Raw genomic sequence first — 17,310 nt, 5'->3', positions numbered from 1 at the left:
CTGGCTCTCGGTTGACCGGGCGCGACTGCGGCGCCGGCTGTCCAAGCTGGAATCGGCGCTTGGCAAAACCGAAAGCGAACTGGCGCAGGCCAAGGTCGAGCTGCTTCGTCCGCCTGCAACCGCCGTTTCGCATCCGGCGCCGCCGCCGGGCACCTGACGATGGCGGACAATCCTGTCTATGTCGGCCTCGATACGCCCGACGTCGGCCATGCCGAACGGCTGGCGCTTGCTGTGAAACCCTATGTTGGCGGGCTGAAGCTGGGGCTGGAATTCTTCATGGCGAACGGCCCGGAAGGCGTGCGCCGCATGGAAAAGATCGGGCTGCCGATCTTCCTCGATGTGAAGCTGCACGACATTCCGAACACTGTTGCCGGTGCGCTGAAGTCGTTGTCGTCGCTCGATCTGGCGATCGTGAACGTGCACGCTGGCGGCGGTGCGGCGATGATGGAGGCGGCGGCTGCGGCCAAGCCGAAGGGGGCGAAGCTCATTGCGGTAACGGTGCTGACCAGCCTCGACCAGACGGATCTTGCGGCCATGGGTGTTGCCGGCGATCCGGCGGCGCAGGTTGCACGGCTCGCTGGTCTCGTGCGGGGCGCCGGGCTGGATGGCGTCGTCTGTTCCGCGCACGAAGTAGCTGTTCTGAAGGCCCGGTGGGCAGATGGGCTGTTCGTGGTGCCCGGCATTCGCCCTGCCGGGGCAGACGTCGGCGACCAGAAGCGGGTGATGACGCCGCGTCAGGCGCTGGACGCGGGCGCGGGCGTGCTGGTGATCGGTCGGCCGATCACGGCGGCCGCCGACCCGGCTGCGGCTGCGGCCGCCATCGCGGCGACGCTCTGACGGGCCTTTCATCATGCGTGTGCGTGTCAAAATCTGCGGTATCACCGCCATTCCCGCGATGGAGGCAGTGCTGCATGCCGGTGCCGATGCCTGCGGGCTGAACTTTTATCCGCCAAGCCCTCGCGCGATCGGCCTGGATGTCGCGCGCGCGCTTGCTGCGCGTGGCCCGCACCTTTTGAAGGTGGGCCTGTTCGTCGATGCCGACGATGCCCTGCTGGAAGCGGCGATTGCGGCGGGCGCGCTGGGGGCGGTACAACTACAGGGAGACGAAGGCCCCGAGCGCATCGCGTCCCTTCGGCAGCGTTTCGGCTTGCCGGTCTGGAAGGCGGTCGGCGTCCGTACCGCTGCCGACGTGGCTGCGGCTTCGCGCCGCTTTGCCGGTGCCGACCTGCTGCTTCTCGATGCGAAGCCGCCCGAAGGCACGGCGCTGCCGGGCGGCAACGGCCTGCGCTTCGACTGGCGGATTCTGGATGGCGCGCGGCCCTCGATGCCGTGGGGCCTGGCGGGCGGGCTGACGCCGCAGACCGTCGCCGAGGCGATCGCCCGCACTGGTGCGCCGCTCGTCGATGTCGCGTCGGGTGTCGAAAGTGCGCCGGGCATCAAGGATGTTGCAAAGATCGGCGCTTTCGTGGAAGCGGCGCGGCGTGTCTGACATCGAACCCAAGAACCATCCGCAGGGGCTGCGCAACGGCCCCGACAGCAGGGGCCATTTCGGCGCCTTCGGCGGGCGTTATGTCGCCGAAACGCTGATGCCGCTCATCCTCGACCTCGAGCGCGAGTATCGCGCGGCACAAGCCGACCCCGCATTTCGCGCCGAACTCGACGTGCTGATGAAAACCTATGTCGGCCGGCCCAGCCCGCTGTATTTTGCCGAGCCGCTGACCCGCCATCTGGGCGGCGCGAAGATCTATCTGAAGCGCGAGGAACTGAATCACACCGGCGCGCACAAGATCAACAACTGCATCGGCCAGATCCTGCTGGCGCGGCGCATGGGCAAGACCCGGATCATCGCTGAAACCGGCGCAGGCCAGCACGGCGTCGCCACGGCAACCGTTGCCGCACGGTTCGGGCTGCCATGCACCATCTTCATGGGCGCACGAGACATCGAGCGACAGGCGCCCAACGTGTTCCGGATGAAACTGCTGGGCGCCGAAGTGCGCGCGGTGACATCTGGTTCGCAGACGCTGAAAGACGCCATGAACGAGGCGCTGCGCGACTGGGTGACGAATGTCGCAGATACGTTCTACATCATCGGCACGGCGGCCGGGCCGCATCCCTATCCGGAACTGGTGCGCGATTTTCAGTCGGTGATCGGCGAAGAAGCCAAGGCGCAGTTGCACGAAGCCGAAGGGCGGCTGCCCGACGTCGCGGTGGCGGCGGTCGGCGGCGGCTCGAACGCGATCGGCCTGTTCCACAGCTTCCTCGACGATCCGGTGGAACTGGTCGGCATCGAGGCGGCGGGGCGCGGGCTGGAAACCGGCGAACATGCTGCAAGCCTTGCCGGTGGCCGCCCCGGCGTGCTGCACGGCAACAAGACTTATTTGCTGCAGGACGCCGACGGCCAGATCACCGAAGCGCATTCGATTTCGGCGGGGCTGGATTATCCGGGGATCGGCCCGGAACACAGCTGGCTGCACGAGATCGGGCGCGTGCGCTATGAGCCGGTGACCGACGACGAGGCGCTGGCGGCGTTCCAGCTTCTCGCCCGCGTCGAGGGAATCATCCCGGCGCTCGAATCGGCGCACGCCGTCGCCTGGGTCGCAAAGGCTGCGTCCCGGATGGACGGCGACCGGATCATTCTCGTCAACCTCTCGGGCCGGGGCGACAAGGACATTTTCACCGTGGCCGACGCGCTGGGGGTGAAGCTGTGAGCGATCGTATCGAACGGCGCTTCGGGTCGCTGGTCGGGCGGGTCGGGCTTGTCACCTTTGTTTGTGGCGGCGACCCGACGCCGGACATTTCTGCCGACATCCTGCACGCGCTGGTGAGAGGCGGGGCCGACATCATCGAGATCGGCATGCCGTTCACCGACCCGATGGCGGACGGCCCGGCGATCCAGTCCGGCAACATCCGCGCGCTTGGCGCCGGGATGAGCCTTGCCAGACTGCTGGACATCGTGCGAGCGTTCCGCCGCATCGACGACGCAACGCCGCTGGTGATGATGGGCTATCTGAACCCGGTTCTGGCCTATGGGCAGTCGTTCGGAGCTGACGCCCATGCGGCGGGCCTCGACGGGGTGATCCTGGTGGATATGCCGCCCGAGGAAGCAGGCGAACTGGATCTCGGCGGGCTGCACCTCATTCGTCTGGCAACGCCAACCACCGATGCGGCGCGGATGCCGGCGGTGCTGGATGGCGCATCGGGCTTTCTCTATTATGTGGCGGTGGCGGGCGTCACCGGCGCGAACAGCGCCGCGACCGCCGACGTGGCGGCGGCGGTTTCGCGGCTGAAGGCGGGCACTTCGCTACCGGTTGCCGTCGGGTTCGGGGTGCGCACTCCGGAACAGGCGGCCGCGATCGCGGAACATGCCGATGCTGTGGTCGTCGGCTCGGCGATCGTCGACTTGATCGGCGCGGCGCATGCCCGCCAGTCGAACGATATACCCGGCGAAGTCGAGGCACTTGTTGCGGCGCTGGCCAATGCGGTGCACGCGGCAAAGCGGAAAGGCGCGCAATGAGCTGGATCACGCGTTCAAGGCAGCGGCTCACTGATTTCATCGCCCGTCGCGAGACGCCGGACAACCTCTGGACCAAGTGCCGGGGCTGCGGCGCCATGCTCTATACCAGAGAGTTCGAGGCGAACCTGCTGGTTTGCCCGGAATGCGGTCACCACGAACGGGTGCGCGCCAGCGCCCGCTTTGCGATGCTGTTCGACGAGGGCGAATATGAACCCGTCGAAGCGCCGACACCGCCCGAAGACCCGCTGAAGTTCCGCGATCAGAAACGCTATCCCGACCGACTGAAGGCCGCCCGCGCATCGACGGGCGAGAAAGACGCGATGTTGCTTGCCGGCGGCGCGATCGGCGGCAGGCCTGCGGTCGTCGGCGTGCAGGACTTCGCGTTCATGGGCGGTTCGATGGGGATCGCAGTCGGCGCGGCGTTCGTTGCCGGTGCGCGCGCCGCGATTGCACGCAACTGCCCGTATGTGGTGTTCACGGCGGCAGGTGGCGCCCGCATGCAGGAAGGCATCCTGTCGTTGATGCAGATGCCGGCAACCACGGTTGCGATCGACGAACTGAAGGAAGCGCGGCTGCCCTATATTGTCGTGCTGACCGACCCTACCACCGGCGGCGTTTCCGCAAGCTATGCCATGCTGGGCGACGTGCATATCGCTGAACCGGGCGCGTTGATTGCCTTTGCCGGCGCGCGTGTCATCGAATCGACGATTCGCGCCAAACTGCCCGAAGGGTTCCAGCGCGCAGAGTATCTGCTGGAGCATGGCATGGTCGACATGGTGGTGAAGCGCCATGATCTGCCAGGCACCATCGGCCGCCTGATCGGCCAGTTGATGAACGCCTGAAACAGCCCGCATGAGCGCACAACAGATTGATTTTGCCCGGTCCGACGACCCCGTTCTGGACCGGTTGCTGAAAGCCGCCGGGGCGCAGCGCATCCACGGCACCGACCTGTCGCTCGACCGCATCGAGCGGCAGTTGAAGCGCATGGCCAGCCCGCACCTGAAGCTGCCGCCGGTGTTTCATGTGGCGGGCACCAACGGCAAAGGCTCGACGGTTGCGTTCCTGCGCGCTGCACTCGAGGCAGCGGGCCATCGCGTGCATGTGTTCACGTCGCCGCATCTGGTGCGGGTGAATGAACGCATCCGGCTGGCCGGCACGCTGGTCACCGACGAGGAATTTTCCGAAGCGCTGGCCGAAGTGCTGCGGTTCAGCGCCGGGCAGCCGCTATCCTTTTTCGAGGCGCTGACTGCCGCTGCCATGCTGCTGTTCGCTGCCACACCGGCAGATGCGACGATCCTTGAAGTGGGGCTGGGCGGCCGCCTCGATTCGACGAACGTGGTGCCTGTGCCCGCTGTTACGGGAATCGCCACGCTGGCGCTGGATCACGTCGCGCTGCTTGGGCCGACGCTGCGCCACATCGCGGCGGAAAAGGCGGGGATCGCCAAGCCCGGTGTGCCGCTGGTGACGCAGAAATACCCGGCGGCGATTGCTGCTGCGGTGGCGGAAGTGGCCGTGCCGCGTGGCGCGAAGCTGATGCCGCGCGGCGAAGCTTGGGATGCCGCCCCCTATGAAGGGCAACTGGCGTTTCGCATGGCAGCCGACGAGGAATCGCTGCGCCTGCCCATCCCCAAGTTGCCCGGCGCGCATCAGGCCGACAATGCCGCGCTGGCGATTGCGATGCTGCGCGCGCAAACTGCGCTGACCGTGCCCGACAGTGCGCTGCGTTCGGCGATGGGCTGGGCGCAGTGGCCGGCGCGGTTGCAGCGTCTGCCCGCAGGCCCGTTGCCGGCCGTGCTTGCCGAAGGCTCGGAACTCATCGTTGATGGCGGGCATAACCCGTCGGCGGGGAAGGCGGTTGCTGCCTATCTGGCGCAGCATCCCGCGCCGCCGCCGCACCTGATCGTCGGCATGCTGGCCACCAAGGACCATTCCGGCTTCATCCGCAGCTTTGCGCGCGGCACCAGCATGACGATGGTGCCGATCGAAGGCCATAGCTGCGAAGACCCGGCGAACCTTGCCGCAATCGCGCACGCAGCCGGGATGAAGGCCGATACCGCCACCGGCCTGACCGAGGCGCTGGCCCGTGTGCAGGGGGCGTCGCGGGTGCTGGTATGCGGTTCGCTGCATCTGGCGGGCGAGGCATTGCAGCTGAACGGCAGCATCCCGCAATAGTGGGGGGCGGTCAGGCGGCGGCGCCCGCCCGGTTGCGCAGCATCAGCGGGCCGAATGCAGTTGCCTGCGATAATTCCGCCTGCCCCGTGCGGACGAGTTCCAGCGCCGCCACGAAAGACGAGGCCAGCGCCGATCGCGCCAGCGCCTGATCCGGCGTTTCGGGCAGGAAGCGTTGCAGATCCGTCCAGTCGAGGGCGGTGCCGATAAGGCCGGACAGCCTCTGCAACGCCTCATCGAGCGTCATCAGCATACCCCGGTCGTGCGGCGTCCATGGGCTGGCGCGGCTGCGGCTGCTGAGTGCGCCATAGGCCGACAGCAGATCATAGAGAGATGCGTCGATCGTGGCGTGCTGGATCGTGCGCAGGCCTTCCGGCGCGCCGCGCATGAACACGTCGCGGCCCAGCAGGTCGCGATGCAGCAGTTGCTCTCCGGCGGTGCGCATGGCCTCGAGGCGCTGCAAGCGCCAGCGAAGCCGCTCGGCAAGCTCCAGTGGGTCGGGGTCGGGGATTTCTTCGCGCGGCAGCAGCAGGGCCGACTTCAGATAGGCAAGCCAGGCGGCCATCACCAGATAGTCGGCGGCAACTTCCAGCCTTAGCGCCCGCGCCCGGCCGATATAGGCCAGATACTGCTCGACGAGCGGCAGGATCGGGATCTTCGCAAGATCGATCTTTTGCGCCCGCGCAAGGCCGAGGAGCAAATCCAGCGGCCCCTCGAAGCTGGCAAGGGAAACGATCAGCGCATCTGCTTTCGCCGGGGCCGCGCGTGGCGGGTCTTCGGCGAAGGCGTCGGTCATGCAGCCGAGATCAGCGCATCGCGCCGGGCGGCAAGCGCCGTGGTCTCGCCCTCGGGCGCGGCGGCGGCCCATGCCATCGCCCGCCCGAGCCTTGCCAGCGCGCGGGCGCCGATTTCCGGCAGAGCTTCGGCAAGTTCCAGCATTTCCTGCATGTCGCCCGAACAATGCAGCGCGATATCGCACCCGGCTTCCAGCACGCCGATGCCACGGCCTGCCATGGTGCCGCCGTTCGGCTGTGTGCCCAGCGCCTGCATGCAGAGGTCGTCGGACATCAGGAGATTGTCGAAGCCGATCGCGCCCCGGATGACGCCCTCGATGATGGTTGGCGACAGCGACGCGCAAAGATCGGCGTCCCATGCGGGATAGAGAATGTGCGCCGTCATCGCCATCGGTGCGTCGGAAAGGCGGCGGAACGGCAGCAGGTCGGCTTCGAGTTCAGCGGCAGAGGCATGAACGGTCGGCAGCGCGAGATGGGAATCCAGCGTGGCGCGGCCGTGGCCGGGGATATGTTTCACCACGCCGACGACGCCGCCCGCCTTCAGTCCGTCGAGGGTGGCGCGCCCAAGCGAGGCGACCATCGCCGGATCGGCGCCATAGGCGCGATCGCCGATCACTTCGTGCATCCCTTCGGCCTTGACGTCGAGGAGGGGCAGGCAATCGACGCTGATTCCAAGCCCCGACAGCATCAGCGCCAGCGACTGTGCATTGGCCCGTGCTGCGGCCATCGCGGTAAGGGGTGCCTTGTCCCATGTGGCGCCGAAGACGGCGGCGGGCGGATATTCGGGCCAGTGCGGCGGCCTGAGGCGGGCGACACGGCCGCCTTCCTGATCGATCAGGATGGGAACGCGCGGATCGCCTGAAATCTGCCGTAGCGTGTCGGTCAGCGCCCTGACCTGTGCCGGATCGTCGATGTTGCGTTTGAACAGGATATAGCCGGCCGGCTGGCAGCGCTCGAACAGCGCGCGTTCGTCGGCCGAGAGCGTGGTGCCGGAAAATCCGAGGAAGGCGGGGATCATGCGGCATCCTTGCCGCCGGGTGCGGCACGAGGCAAGAGGGCAGGGTGTCGGTATGTCGATCGGTGGCTGCGGGGGTTGCCTTTTCGCGCGTTTCCACTATGACCGCGCGCTCTATTCCCGTTATCGTGCGGCTTTTGGCGCGGGACGTCCTGCGCTGATACCGCCTGCAAGTGAAGAAGGTGCCTCATGGCCGTTCCCAAGCGCAAAACCTCGCCGTCCCGGCGCAACATGCGTCGTAGCCACCATGCGCTGACGGCTGCGAATCCGCAGGAATGCTCGAACTGCGGCGAACTGAAGCTGTCGCACCACATCTGCCCGGCCTGCGGTTTTTACGACGGCCGCGAAGTAATTGCGAACGCCGACTGATCCTGCACTTGTGGGGGCGCTTGTCGCAGATTAGGCGTAGGGCGTGACCGCAAGCATCGATTCAGCCCGCCCGACCATCGCGCTCGATGCGATGGGTGGAGACGTGGGGCCGGAAGTGGTGGTTGCCGGCGCAGAGCTGGCCCACAGCCGCCACCCGGATCTGCGTTTCCGCATCTACGGCCGCGAGGATTCCATCCGACCGTGGCTGGCGCGCGCACCGCGAATCGCCGACTGTGCCGAACTGATCCATGTGGATGGCGTGGTGCTTGGCACCGACAAGCCGGCGCAGGCGATCCGCCGCGCCCGCACGACTTCGATGGGTATGGCGATCGAGGCGGTAAAGACCGGCGAGGCGTCGGCTGCCGTGTCGGCTGGAAATACCGGCGCGCTGATGGCGATGGCCAAACTGGCACTGCGCACCATGGAAGGCATCGAACGGCCGGCGCTGGTGGCGCTGATGCCCACCATGAAGCGCGATTCGGTGGTGCTGGATCTGGGTGCCAACACCGACTGCGACGCCGAGAATCTGGTGCAGTTCGCGGTGATGGGCGCAGCCTTTGCCCGCACTGTTCTGGGGCTGGACCGGCCCAAGGTCGCCTTCCTGAACATCGGCGAGGAAGACCTGAAGGGCACCGAGGAAATCCGCGAGGCCGCGCAACTGCTGCGCACTGCCGCTGTGGACCTGCCGCTGGAATTTCTGGGCAACGTCGAAGGAAACGGCATCGCGCAGGGCAACACCGACGTCATCGTGACCGATGGTTTTTCCGGCAATGTCGCCCTGAAAACGGCCGAGGGCACGGCGCGGCTGGTGACCGGTTTGCTGGCGAACGCCTATCGTGCGTCGCTACTGGCAAAGATCGGTTATCTGTTCTCGCGTCCGGCGCTGCGGGCCTTGCGCGATCAACTGGATCCGAACAATCACAACGGCGCAGTGTTTCTGGGCCTGAACGGCGTAGTGGTGAAAAGCCACGGCGGGGCCGACGTTCGCGGGTTCGCCAACGCGATCGGCGTTGCCCATGAACTGGTGACGCAGAATATCCAGCAACGGATCGTGGCCGACATGGAGAATTTTTCCGCCCATCGGAAAAAGAGCGCTACGCCACCGAAGCCAGACCCGAACATGGACGCCGCCTGAGCCGTGGCGATTCGATCGGTCATCACGGGCACGGGCAGTGCATTGCCACCCGCAGTCGTCAGCAACGCCGACCTCGAGCAGAAGCTCGACACGTCGGACGCCTGGATCATCGAGCGCACCGGCATCCGCGAGCGCCGGATCGCAGCGCCCGAGGTTCGGACGTCGGACCTGGCCATTCAGGCGGCGCAGGCCGCGATGGCGGCGGCTGCCGTCACGGCTGACGACATCGACCTGGTGGTGGTGGCAACCGCCACCCCGGACCAGACATTTCCCGCCACCGCAACCATCGTGCAGGCCGGGCTTGGGATCACGCGCGGGGCGGCGTTCGATGTAGCGGCCGTCTGCACCGGCTTCGTATATGCGCTGACGGTTGCCGACGCGATGCTGCGCACGGGCGCGCATCGCCGGGCGCTGGTGATCGGCGCGGAACTGTTCAGCCGCATCCTCGACTGGGAGGATCGCACGACTGCCGTGCTGTTCGGCGACGGTGCGGGGGCAGTGGTGCTGGAAGCACAGGAGGACGACGCCGGGCGCGGCATCCTGGCCTCGCGTCTCCACGCCGACGGGCGGCAGGGCAGCCTGCTTTTTGTCGACGGCGGGCCGGGGTCGACCGGCACAGTCGGCAAGCTGCGGATGAAGGGGCGCGAGGTGTTCCGCCACGCCGTCACCAACCTTGCCGGCGTCACCTTCGAGGTGCTGGCCGACGCCGGGCTGACCCCGGCCGACATCGACTGGATCGTGCCGCATCAGGCGAACGCCCGCATTCTGGAGGCGACGGCCAGAAAGCTTGGCGTGCCGGCCGAACGGGTGGTGATGACGGTCAGCCATCATGCGAATACGTCGGCGGCCTCGGTGCCGCTGGCGCTCGATGCGGCGGTGCGCGATGGGCGAATCAGGCCCGGCCAACTCTGCCTCCTCGAGGCGATGGGCGGCGGATTCACGTGGGGCGCGGTGCTGCTTCGCTATTAGTATTTGCACGGCCGGGGCTGGCAGAATCTGCTTAATCCTTGTAGATTAACCATTTGTTGAACATTGGGGGCTTCCGCCAAGCCCCGGTTTTGCTTACAGTTCCCATGGAAGGATGGGGCATGGTCGATTCGCAAGTCACAGCCGGGAAGATGGTGCCGACCCTGACAAGGGCGGATCTGGCCGACGAGTTGCATCGTGCGATCGGCCTTTCGCGCGCAGAATCGGCGGATCTGGTGGAGCAGGTCCTCGGAACCATTTCGGACGCGCTCATCGCTGGCAGCAACGTCAAGTTGTCGTCATTCGGAAGCTTCATGCTTCGCAGGAAGGGCTTGCGAGTCGGACGCAATCCCAAGACCGGGGTGGAGGTGCCGATTGAACCGCGCACCGTTCTCACCTTCAGGCCAAGCCAGCTGCTCCGACAAAAGATCAACGACTGATGCCCCCCGCCCAGCGAGCGGGCCTCCCGGACAAGGATCCGGGGGCATTCCGCACGATTCGCGAAGTCTCGGAACAATTGAACGTTCCGCAGCACGTCCTCCGATTCTGGGAAACGCGGTTTCCTGAGCTGAAGCCGCTCCAGCGGGGCGGAAACCGGCGCTATTACCGCCCGGCGGATGTTGCATTCGCGGCGGCGCTGCACAAGCTTCTGCACCAGGATGGCTACACCGTGAAGGGTGTGCGCAAGCTGATCACCGACCACGGCGCCGGGAATCTGGTTTCGATTGCCGGTGGCGAAGCGCCTGCCACGCGCGGCGCCCGTGCCGAAGCGCCGATCACCACAGAAACGGAAGCATCGCCCGCAACTGCGCCGGTCGTCGCCACCCTGCATCCGGCCTCGCCAGCGGCGGCGCCGCAGGTACGCGCCGATTCAGCCCTGCTCGACGAGCTGGTCAAACTGCGGCGCAGCCTTGCAGAGGCGCTCGCCGCCTGATCTCGGGGCAGCGGGGGGCTTCCCCTTGCTTTCACACGAACAGCAGGCGGTTCGGCAGTTCGTCCGGGTTGTCGTCGACTTGCGGGAAATGCTCGGCCAGCACGCGCGCGGCAAGCCCGATCGCATCGACGAAGCCCTGTGTCGGCTCGTTGCGGGCGATCCCGGCCAGCAATGCCTGCGCGGTTTGCTGCCAGTGCTCGGGCGGGACGCGCGCGTAGATCGCCGCGTCGGCGATCACCTCGACGATATGATCTTCGATCGACAGGTGGATCAGCACGCCCGTTCGTCCCCTGGTCAGGTGGATGCCCTTGGCCAGAAACTGCGTCAGCGCAATTTCGTGCACCCGGTCCCGGCGCAGTTGCAGCGGTGCGAACCGCTGCGCAAACGGCGACCACCACAGCGCCAGCGTGGCCGCCAGCAGCAGAACCGCCTGCGCGATACCATAGATGATCACGGTCTGGCGGTCGTCCAGCGGGCCGGGATGCCAGATGCCGATGGCGGCAATCCATCGCGCCGGCCCGAAGCCCGCAACTGCGGCGATGAACGGCAGCAGAAAGGCAATCGCGGCGGCGACGGCCAGAATCCACTCGGTATAGCGGTGCCGCGCAGCCGAACAGGTGCAGACGATTTCACCGCTCGTTGTGGCCTCGGCAGTGGCGATCGCGTCGGCGATGCGCGCCTGCGCGTCCGGTGTAAACCAGTTCACCATCCGCCGCTTGCCCCCCCGCCGCCGAAACTGCCGCCGCCACCGCCGAAGCCTCCACCGCCGCCGCCAAATCCGCCACCGCCGAACCCGCCCCAGTGGTCGTCGTCGTCGCGGCCGCTGCCGCCCCAGCCCGGACCCCACAGGATCACCGGCCCGGAACTGCCGCGTTTCATGCCCCGGCGCGCGCGGCGGAAGGCGATCCAGAACCAGATCGCCAGCGCAATGAATACGATCACCACCTGAACCGGTATGCCGTCGTCACTGCCGGCGGCGGCCTGTTGTTCGGCAGCCTTCACATTCTGCGCGGCCTGGTCGGGGGGGAGTTCCACCTGTCTGGCGATTGCCTGGAATCCTGCGCTCACGCCGCCCGCCATGTCTCCGGCGCGGAAGCGCGGCAGGATGTCGTTCTGGATGATCAGGCTGGACAGCGCGTCCGTCAGCACAGGTTCGAGGCCGTAGCCGACTTCGATCCTGACCCGGCGTTCATTCGGGGCCACCAGCAGTATGACGCCATTGTCGCCTTTGCCGCCGGCTTCGCGTTTCTGGCCGATCCCCCAGTGGCGGCCAAGGCGGTAGCCATATTCCTCGATCTCATAGCCCTGAAGGCTGGGGACCGTCGCGACGACGAGTTGCGCCCCCGATTGTTTTTCGATCGCCTCGGAACGGGCGGTGATCGCCGCCACCGCATCCGGCGGCAGAATGTTGGCTGCATCGACCACCCGGCCACTGAGCGCAGGAAAATCCTGCGCCCAGAGCGGCGCTGCCAGAAGCAGGATCAGCAGCGCCAGCAGGCGCTTCATCGTCAGAACTTCACTTGCGGCGCCGATTCCGCGTTGGCGGCGGTTGCCTTGAACGGTTCCTTGGGCGTCGCGCCATAGACCGTCTTGGCGGCGATGATCGACGGGAAGGTGCGGATCTCGGTGTTATAGGCGCGCACGGCTTCGTTATAGTCGCGCCGGGCAATCGAGATCCGGTTTTCCGTTCCTTCAAGCTGGGATTGCAGCGTCAGGAAATTCTGGTTCGACTTCAGGTCCGGGTATTTTTCCACCACCACCATCAGCCGCGACAGCGCCGACGACAGCCCTTCCTGCGCCTGCTGGAAGGCGGCCATCCTGGCCGGATCCGAAAGATCCCCGGCGGTGAGCGTGGTCTGGGTCGCCTTGGCCCGCGCCTCGGTCACGCCGACAAGCACATCCTGTTCCTGTTTGGCATAGCCTTGGACCGTCGCCACCAGATTCGGGATCAGATCGGCACGGCGCTGATACTGGTTCTCCACCTCTCCCCACGAGGCGTTCACCTGTTCCTCCTTGGTCGGGATGGTGTTGAACCCGCATGCCGAAAGCGACAGCGCGATGGCCAGCGGAAGGGCGATTCTGAGTGCACGCATGGGCCTGTTTCCCCTGTGTTGCCGAAAATGTGCGGGCGAACTGAAAGCATATGCGCTGCCCGCGTCAAGTGGGAACGCCGCCAGTTGGCGCTTGCAATGCGGGTGAACAGGCTCGACAAGTGGTGCGAACGGTAATGGCTGGGGGATATATGCTGAACGAGTTCAAGGCATTCATCGCACGCGGCAACATGCTGGATCTGGCGGTTGGCGTGATCATCGGCGGCGCTTTCGGAACCATCGTCAAGTCGCTGACCGACGATGTGATCATGCCCGTCGTGTCGGCGATCACGGGCACGCCGGATTTCACGGCGAACTTCATCCGGCTGGGCAGCATCCCCGCCGACTTCAAGGGCGACCCGACCAGCTATGCCGCCCTGAAGGAAGCCGGCGTCGCGACGCTTGGCTATGGCGCGTTCCTGACCGCGTTTCTGAACTTTCTGATCCTGGCGTTCGTGGTGTTCCTGATCGTTCGCTATGCAACGCGCATGTTCAAGGCGCTGGAAGCCGACGCGCCGCCCGCAGAAACCCCCGAGGACGTGCTGCTGCTGCGCGAAATTCGTGACAGCCTGAAGAAGCCCTGATGGCCGGATTGGCGGGCATTTTCGAGGCGCTGCCGCTGTGGATGCTGGCGCTGGTGATCGTTTGCCTGCTGTGGCTGGCGGCACTGGCGGGGCGGGCGTTGCGTGTGCGGCTTCGCTTGGCCGACGATGGCAGCGATCCGGCAGTGATCGTCTCGGCGTCGCTTGGGATGCTGGCGCTGTTGCTTGGCTTCACCGTGGCGATGGCGGTCGGTCGCTATGATGCGCGCCGCGCGGCCACACTGGACGAGGGCAATGCGATCCAGACAGCGATCTACCGCGTGGACCTGTTGCCGCCCGAACTTCGCCTTCGTGCGCTCGATACGCTGGGCCGCTATCTGGATGCGCGCATCACGGTCGGCCGGATGGGCGAAGATGTCGCCAGCGTCGCAAGGGCACACAAGGAATCCGCTGCGCAGGCGGAAATCCTGTGGCGTCGCATGGTCGAGGTCGGGCAGCAGGTGCCGGACGGCGCCACCCGGATCCTGTTGTTCGAAGGCATCGATCAGATGTTCAGCGCGGCGACGGTCCGCGACACGGCGCTGGCAAACCGGCTGCCGCCGACGCTGGTATTGCTGCTGGTGTTCTTCCCGATCGTCAGCATGCTTCTGATCGGCTATGGTGGGGGCCGGATGGTCGGCGTGCATTTCATGGCGTCGACCGAACTTATCCTGCTATTGACGCTGGTGTTGCTGCTGATCGCCGACTTGAATCGTCCGCGCAGCGGCAGCATCGAAACGCCACTGACCCCATTGCTGGAAGCGCAGGCGCAACTGGGCGCCGCACGGAAGGCACAGGAAGCACGAGCAACGGACTGGAAGGAACAACCATGAAGCGCATTCTCGTCGGCATCGCATTTGCAGCCCTGGCCGGTGTCGCGGCCTGCGCCCCGACGCCAAAAGCCGAACCGCGCCCGGCAACGCCAACGGGTGGCGCCGCACTGGCGGGCGGAGAGTGGATGGTGTTCGAAATCGGCGGTCAGCCGATCGTTGCCGATTCCAAGCCCAGCATCAACTTCGAGGAAAGCCGCGTTTTCGGTGCAGGAAGCTGCAACCGCTTCATGGGCGGCTACAAGATCGCCGCTGACGGCCTGAAGCTGGAGATGAGCCAGATGGCCTCGACCATGATGGCCTGCCCCGAGCCGCTTATGAAGCAGGAAGACGCCTATCTGCGCCTGCTTGGCACCGTGAACGGATATTCCGTCGATGGTGGCGTGCTGACGCTGAAGGGCGCCGACGGCCAGACGATCCGCGCCAAGCGCTGATCGGGCAGAATATCCGCCGCGCGGCGCCGTCGTGCCGCGCGGCCAGCCTGCAAGGCATATCTTCCGGTTATAGGTGCCGCTACGCTTTGGCGTTGGCGTGTCAGCGGCTTCCGGCAAAGCTTTGACCCTGTTCAAGGCAATTGCACGAGGGGCCGATGATCACCGGACCATATCTTCTGTATCTGGGCAACGCGACCGACCCGCTGTCGGTGAAGACAGCGCGGGGCATCGCCGTCTGGCGTCCGGGCGCTGCCGTCGGCGAAGCGGCCGAGCCGGGCTGCACCCAGACCGTAGGCCTGCCGCGCATGACCATCGCCGAGGCGGTCGAAGCCGGCGCCCGGACTGCGGTGCTGGGCTTTGCCAACGCCGGTGGCACCATGGACGCCGCAACGGTTGCCTTCGTGCTGGCAGCGATCCGCGCCGGTATGAACGTGGCGTCGGGCCTGCATGCGCGGCTTTCGTCGACGGCTGAAGTCGCGCAGGCGGCGGAGACGGCCGGTGTCGAGCTGATCGACGTGCGTGTGCCGCCGCCGCTGCCGGTAGGCACCGGCCGCCGCCGTGCGGGCCGTCGTCTGCTTGCGGTGGGCACGGATTGCGCCGTCGGCAAGATGTACACGACGCTGGCGCTGGAGCGTGAACTGCGCGGGCGCGGCATTGCGGCGGACTTCCGCGCAACCGGGCAGACCGGGATCATGATCGCCGGTTCGGGCGTGCCGATCGACGCCGTGGTGTCGGATTTTCTTTCGGGCGCCGTCGAGTGGCTGACGCCCGCGCGCACCGATGATGGCTGGGATCTGATCGAAGGACAGGGTTCGCTGTTCCACCCGTCGTTCGCCGGGGTGTCGCTGGGGCTTTTGCATGGGGCGCAGGCCGATGCGCTGGTTCTTTGCCACGAGGCCGGGCGCGAGATCATCCGCCATACCGCCGACTATCCGGTCCCCGATCTCGGCCTGTGTCTCGAACGCAACATGGAGGCGGCGCGGCTGACCAGCCCCCATGTGCAGGCGGTAGGGGTTGCGGTGAATACCTCGCGGCTTGAGCCGGCAGCGGCGCGGGCCTATTGCCGCGATGTCGAGGACCGGCTGGGGCTGCCCTGCCAGGACCCCGTCACCATGGGCACCGACCGTATCGCAGACAGGCTGCTTCAATGCTTCGAGACTATCGTTTCCGCCTAGAAAACCACAGCCTGCGCGCGCCGTTTCGTATTGCGCGCGGCGTCCGCACGGCGGTCGATGTCGTCGTCGTCGAACTGGAAGGCGGCGGCTGCATCGGGCGCGGCGAAGGAACGCCGACACCACGGTACGGAGAATCCCCGGAAAGCGTGCTGGCGCAACTGGAAAGCGTTCGTGCGGAACTGCTGGCAGGGGCCGACAGGTTCCAGTTGCAACGGCTGCTTCCGGCGGGTGCCGCACGCAATGCGATCGACTGCGCGTTCTGGGATCTGGAAGGCCGGCTGACGGGTGCCGCAAGCCCCGGCCCGGTGGGCGTGGTCAGCGCGCGGACGATTTCGATAGACACACCCGAAGCGATGGGGCTTGCGGCCGCCGCCGTTGCGCAGGCGCGACTGCTGAAGGTGAAGCTTGCCGCCGAAGATCCGGCGGCGCGTCTGCGCGCGGTGCGGCGGGCGGCCCCTGCCGCAACACTGATCGTCGACGCCAACGAAAGCTGGTCCCTCGAACTGCTTGGCGCGATGCAGGATGTCCTCAGGGAATGCGATGTGAAGCTTGTCGAGCAGCCGCTGCCGGCGGGCGCGGATGATGCACTTCTCGGTTTTTCGTCGCGCGTGCCGCTGTGTGCCGATGAATCCTGCCACCTGTCGGCTGATGTTGCGCGGCTGTCGTCGCTCTATGGGTTCGTCAACATCAAGCTCGACAAGACCGGCGGCCTGACGGAAGCGTGGGCGCTGTATCGCGCCGCGCGCGACGCAGGCATGGGGGTGATGGTGGGGTGCATGATCGGCACGTCGCTGGCGATGGCGCCTGCACTGCGGGTTGCCGCCATATCCGACTACGCCGACCTCGATGGGCCGTGGTGGCTGACGAACGACCGTCCGGGCGGCCTTGGTTTTGCCGATGACGGCGGGATTGCTCCGCCCGACAGCGCCCTCTGGACGTGCCCCGCAGCAAACTGAAGGCGGGGTTGCGGCGGCGGCTTTTTTTCGACAGACGCATGCGGTGCTCACCCTTCGCCACATCGAGGTGTTTCACGCCGTCTATCAGACCGGTTCCCTGAGCGGGGCCGCGCGCCTGCTGGGTGTGTCGCAGCCGTCTGTCAGCAAGGTGCTGCGCCACGCCGAATCGCAGCTTGGACTGCCGCTGTTCGGTGTGGTGAAGGGCAGGCTGGTTGCAACCACCGAAGCGCATCGCCTGTTCCAGGAAGCAGCAGCCGTGCAGAACCGCGTGGCGACGCTGTTCGAGGCGGCCAAGAACCTCCGCCGGGCGGATCATGGCCGGCTGCGGTTATCGGTAATACATTCGCT

General features: G+C 66.4%; 22 protein-coding genes. 17 read left to right on the top strand and 5 right to left on the bottom strand.

Going from position 1 to position 17,310, the window contains the following annotated elements; translation table 11 throughout:
- The first annotated feature begins 159 nt into the window (after window positions 1-159).
- The 6 genes from pyrF to AC16JP_RS12265 are packed head-to-tail and all read left to right on the top strand — an operon-like array spanning window position 160 to window position 5,686.
- A complete protein-coding gene (pyrF, locus tag AC16JP_RS12290) occupies window positions 160-837 on the top strand; it encodes an orotidine-5'-phosphate decarboxylase (RefSeq protein ID WP_484340905.1) in 678 nt (225 codons plus the stop codon).
- Between the two features lie 13 nt (window positions 838-850).
- Window positions 851-1,489 (top strand): phosphoribosylanthranilate isomerase, encoded by a 639-nt coding sequence (locus AC16JP_RS12285; protein WP_484340904.1) that lies wholly within the window; start codon window positions 851-853, stop codon window positions 1,487-1,489.
- Entirely contained in the window at window positions 1,482-2,708 is a 1,227-nt protein-coding gene (gene trpB / locus AC16JP_RS12280; protein WP_484340903.1) for a tryptophan synthase subunit beta, read from the top strand. Before AC16JP_RS12285 ends, trpB begins: the two co-directional genes overlap by 8 nt.
- Window positions 2,705-3,514 carry a tryptophan synthase subunit alpha gene (trpA, locus tag AC16JP_RS12275; RefSeq protein WP_484340902.1) on the top strand — a complete coding sequence of 270 codons (810 nt, stop codon included), beginning with the start codon at window positions 2,705-2,707 and terminating at the stop codon, window positions 3,512-3,514. Before trpB ends, trpA begins: the two co-directional genes overlap by 4 nt.
- Complete coding sequence (accD, locus tag AC16JP_RS12270; RefSeq protein WP_484340901.1) at window positions 3,511-4,356, top strand: acetyl-CoA carboxylase, carboxyltransferase subunit beta; 846 nt, start codon at window positions 3,511-3,513, stop codon at window positions 4,354-4,356. Before trpA ends, accD begins: the two co-directional genes overlap by 4 nt.
- A gap of 10 nt (window positions 4,357-4,366) precedes the next feature.
- The gene (locus AC16JP_RS12265; RefSeq protein ID WP_484340900.1) at window positions 4,367-5,686 is read left to right on the top strand and encodes a bifunctional folylpolyglutamate synthase/dihydrofolate synthase; all 1,320 of its coding nucleotides are present in this window, start codon (window positions 4,367-4,369) and stop codon (window positions 5,684-5,686) included.
- A 10-nt stretch (window positions 5,687-5,696) separates the two neighbouring features.
- Here the strand turns inward: AC16JP_RS12265 and AC16JP_RS12260 are convergent, their stop codons facing one another.
- Both AC16JP_RS12260 and nagZ read right to left on the bottom strand, forming a co-directional pair.
- Window positions 5,697-6,479, bottom strand: a complete 783-nt coding sequence (locus tag AC16JP_RS12260) for a segregation and condensation protein A (protein WP_484340899.1) — start codon at window positions 6,477-6,479, stop codon at window positions 5,697-5,699.
- Window positions 6,476-7,495 carry a beta-N-acetylhexosaminidase gene (gene nagZ, locus AC16JP_RS12255; RefSeq protein ID WP_484340898.1) on the bottom strand — a complete coding sequence of 340 codons (1,020 nt, stop codon included), beginning with the start codon at window positions 7,493-7,495 and terminating at the stop codon, window positions 6,476-6,478. The genes AC16JP_RS12260 and nagZ overlap by 4 nt, the downstream gene beginning before the upstream one ends.
- 186 nt (window positions 7,496-7,681) lie before the next feature.
- Between nagZ and rpmF the strand changes: the two genes are divergently transcribed.
- The 5 genes from rpmF (at window position 7,682) to AC16JP_RS12230 (ending at window position 10,896) form a co-directional block, all read left to right on the top strand.
- Complete coding sequence (rpmF, locus tag AC16JP_RS12250; RefSeq protein WP_237830990.1) at window positions 7,682-7,861, top strand: 50S ribosomal protein L32; 180 nt, start codon at window positions 7,682-7,684, stop codon at window positions 7,859-7,861.
- 43 nt (window positions 7,862-7,904) lie between these two features.
- Window positions 7,905-8,996, top strand: coding sequence for a phosphate acyltransferase PlsX (gene plsX / locus AC16JP_RS12245; RefSeq protein ID WP_484340897.1), 1,092 nt, complete (start codon window positions 7,905-7,907; stop codon window positions 8,994-8,996).
- 3 nt (window positions 8,997-8,999) lie between these two features.
- A complete protein-coding gene (locus tag AC16JP_RS12240; protein ID WP_484340896.1) occupies window positions 9,000-9,965 on the top strand; it encodes a beta-ketoacyl-ACP synthase III in 966 nt (321 codons plus the stop codon).
- A 119-nt stretch (window positions 9,966-10,084) separates the two neighbouring features.
- Window positions 10,085-10,402, top strand: a complete 318-nt coding sequence (locus AC16JP_RS12235) for an integration host factor subunit alpha (protein WP_484340895.1) — start codon at window positions 10,085-10,087, stop codon at window positions 10,400-10,402.
- The gene (locus AC16JP_RS12230) at window positions 10,402-10,896 is read left to right on the top strand and encodes a MerR family transcriptional regulator (protein WP_484340894.1); all 495 of its coding nucleotides are present in this window, start codon (window positions 10,402-10,404) and stop codon (window positions 10,894-10,896) included. Before AC16JP_RS12235 ends, AC16JP_RS12230 begins: the two co-directional genes overlap by 1 nt.
- A 31-nt stretch (window positions 10,897-10,927) precedes the next feature.
- Here AC16JP_RS12230 and AC16JP_RS12225 read toward each other — a convergent pair whose 3' ends face one another.
- From AC16JP_RS12225 to AC16JP_RS12215, 3 genes are read right to left on the bottom strand one after another with little or no spacing between them, the layout of a single operon-like run.
- Window positions 10,928-11,605, bottom strand: coding sequence for a TPM domain-containing protein (locus tag AC16JP_RS12225; RefSeq protein ID WP_484340893.1), 678 nt, complete (start codon window positions 11,603-11,605; stop codon window positions 10,928-10,930).
- Window positions 11,599-12,402: a TPM domain-containing protein gene (locus AC16JP_RS12220; RefSeq protein ID WP_484340892.1), complete on the bottom strand. Its 804-nt coding sequence runs from the start codon at window positions 12,400-12,402 to the stop codon at window positions 11,599-11,601. The genes AC16JP_RS12225 and AC16JP_RS12220 overlap by 7 nt, the downstream gene beginning before the upstream one ends.
- 2 nt (window positions 12,403-12,404) lie before the next feature.
- The gene (locus tag AC16JP_RS12215; protein ID WP_484340891.1) at window positions 12,405-12,989 is read right to left on the bottom strand and encodes a LemA family protein; all 585 of its coding nucleotides are present in this window, start codon (window positions 12,987-12,989) and stop codon (window positions 12,405-12,407) included.
- A 149-nt stretch (window positions 12,990-13,138) separates the two neighbouring features.
- Here AC16JP_RS12215 and mscL point away from each other — a divergent pair, with 149 nt between their 5' ends.
- From mscL to AC16JP_RS12185, 6 genes are all read left to right on the top strand, one after another.
- Entirely contained in the window at window positions 13,139-13,570 is a 432-nt protein-coding gene (gene mscL, locus AC16JP_RS12210; protein WP_484340890.1) for a large conductance mechanosensitive channel protein MscL, read from the top strand.
- Window positions 13,570-14,400 (top strand): bestrophin-like domain, encoded by an 831-nt coding sequence (locus AC16JP_RS12205; RefSeq protein ID WP_484340889.1) that lies wholly within the window; start codon window positions 13,570-13,572, stop codon window positions 14,398-14,400. The genes mscL and AC16JP_RS12205 overlap by 1 nt, the downstream gene beginning before the upstream one ends.
- Window positions 14,397-14,831: an META domain-containing protein gene (locus AC16JP_RS12200; protein WP_484340888.1), complete on the top strand. Its 435-nt coding sequence runs from the start codon at window positions 14,397-14,399 to the stop codon at window positions 14,829-14,831. Before AC16JP_RS12205 ends, AC16JP_RS12200 begins: the two co-directional genes overlap by 4 nt.
- Window positions 14,832-14,986: 155 nt before the next feature.
- Window positions 14,987-16,006 (top strand): N-acetyltransferase DgcN, encoded by a 1,020-nt coding sequence (dgcN, locus tag AC16JP_RS12195; RefSeq protein WP_484340887.1) that lies wholly within the window; start codon window positions 14,987-14,989, stop codon window positions 16,004-16,006.
- On the top strand, window positions 15,979-16,962 hold the full coding sequence (gene dgcA / locus AC16JP_RS12190) for an N-acetyl-D-Glu racemase DgcA (RefSeq protein ID WP_484340886.1): 984 nt from the start codon (window positions 15,979-15,981) through the stop codon (window positions 16,960-16,962). The genes dgcN and dgcA overlap by 28 nt, the downstream gene beginning before the upstream one ends.
- A gap of 43 nt (window positions 16,963-17,005) precedes the next feature.
- On the top strand, window positions 17,006-17,310 hold a 305-nt coding region (locus AC16JP_RS12185; RefSeq protein WP_484340885.1), incomplete at its 3' end, for a LysR family transcriptional regulator.

This window comes from Sandaracinobacteroides sp. (assembly GCF_057137845.1).
This window is presented reverse-complemented; position numbering and strand designations above follow the sequence as displayed.

Bases quoted from the DNA above. Each gene is read 5' to 3' on its own strand.
- AC16JP_RS12265 (WP_484340900.1), top strand. From the start codon at position 4,367: ATGAGCGCACAACAGATTGATTTTGCCCGGTCCGACGACCCCGTTCTG.
- AC16JP_RS12205 (WP_484340889.1), top strand. From the start codon at position 13,570: ATGGCCGGATTGGCGGGCATTTTCGAGGCGCTGCCGCTGTGGATGCTG.
- accD (WP_484340901.1), top strand. From the start codon at position 3,511: ATGAGCTGGATCACGCGTTCAAGGCAGCGGCTCACTGATTTCATCGCC.
- AC16JP_RS12215 (WP_484340891.1), bottom strand. From the start codon at position 12,989: ATGCGTGCACTCAGAATCGCCCTTCCGCTGGCCATCGCGCTGTCGCTT.
- AC16JP_RS12230 (WP_484340894.1), top strand. From the start codon at position 10,402: ATGCCCCCCGCCCAGCGAGCGGGCCTCCCGGACAAGGATCCGGGGGCA.
- AC16JP_RS12220 (WP_484340892.1), bottom strand. From the start codon at position 12,402: ATGAAGCGCCTGCTGGCGCTGCTGATCCTGCTTCTGGCAGCGCCGCTC.
- AC16JP_RS12285 (WP_484340904.1), top strand. From the start codon at position 851: ATGCGTGTGCGTGTCAAAATCTGCGGTATCACCGCCATTCCCGCGATG.
- AC16JP_RS12225 (WP_484340893.1), bottom strand. From the start codon at position 11,605: ATGGTGAACTGGTTTACACCGGACGCGCAGGCGCGCATCGCCGACGCG.
- AC16JP_RS12260 (WP_484340899.1), bottom strand. From the start codon at position 6,479: ATGACCGACGCCTTCGCCGAAGACCCGCCACGCGCGGCCCCGGCGAAA.
- AC16JP_RS12235 (WP_484340895.1), top strand. From the start codon at position 10,085: ATGGTCGATTCGCAAGTCACAGCCGGGAAGATGGTGCCGACCCTGACA.
- nagZ (WP_484340898.1), bottom strand. From the start codon at position 7,495: ATGATCCCCGCCTTCCTCGGATTTTCCGGCACCACGCTCTCGGCCGAC.
- pyrF (WP_484340905.1), top strand. From the start codon at position 160: ATGGCGGACAATCCTGTCTATGTCGGCCTCGATACGCCCGACGTCGGC.
- dgcN (WP_484340887.1), top strand. From the start codon at position 14,987: ATGATCACCGGACCATATCTTCTGTATCTGGGCAACGCGACCGACCCG.
- dgcA (WP_484340886.1), top strand. From the start codon at position 15,979: ATGCTTCGAGACTATCGTTTCCGCCTAGAAAACCACAGCCTGCGCGCG.
- mscL (WP_484340890.1), top strand. From the start codon at position 13,139: ATGCTGAACGAGTTCAAGGCATTCATCGCACGCGGCAACATGCTGGAT.
- rpmF (WP_237830990.1), top strand. From the start codon at position 7,682: ATGGCCGTTCCCAAGCGCAAAACCTCGCCGTCCCGGCGCAACATGCGT.
- AC16JP_RS12200 (WP_484340888.1), top strand. From the start codon at position 14,397: ATGAAGCGCATTCTCGTCGGCATCGCATTTGCAGCCCTGGCCGGTGTC.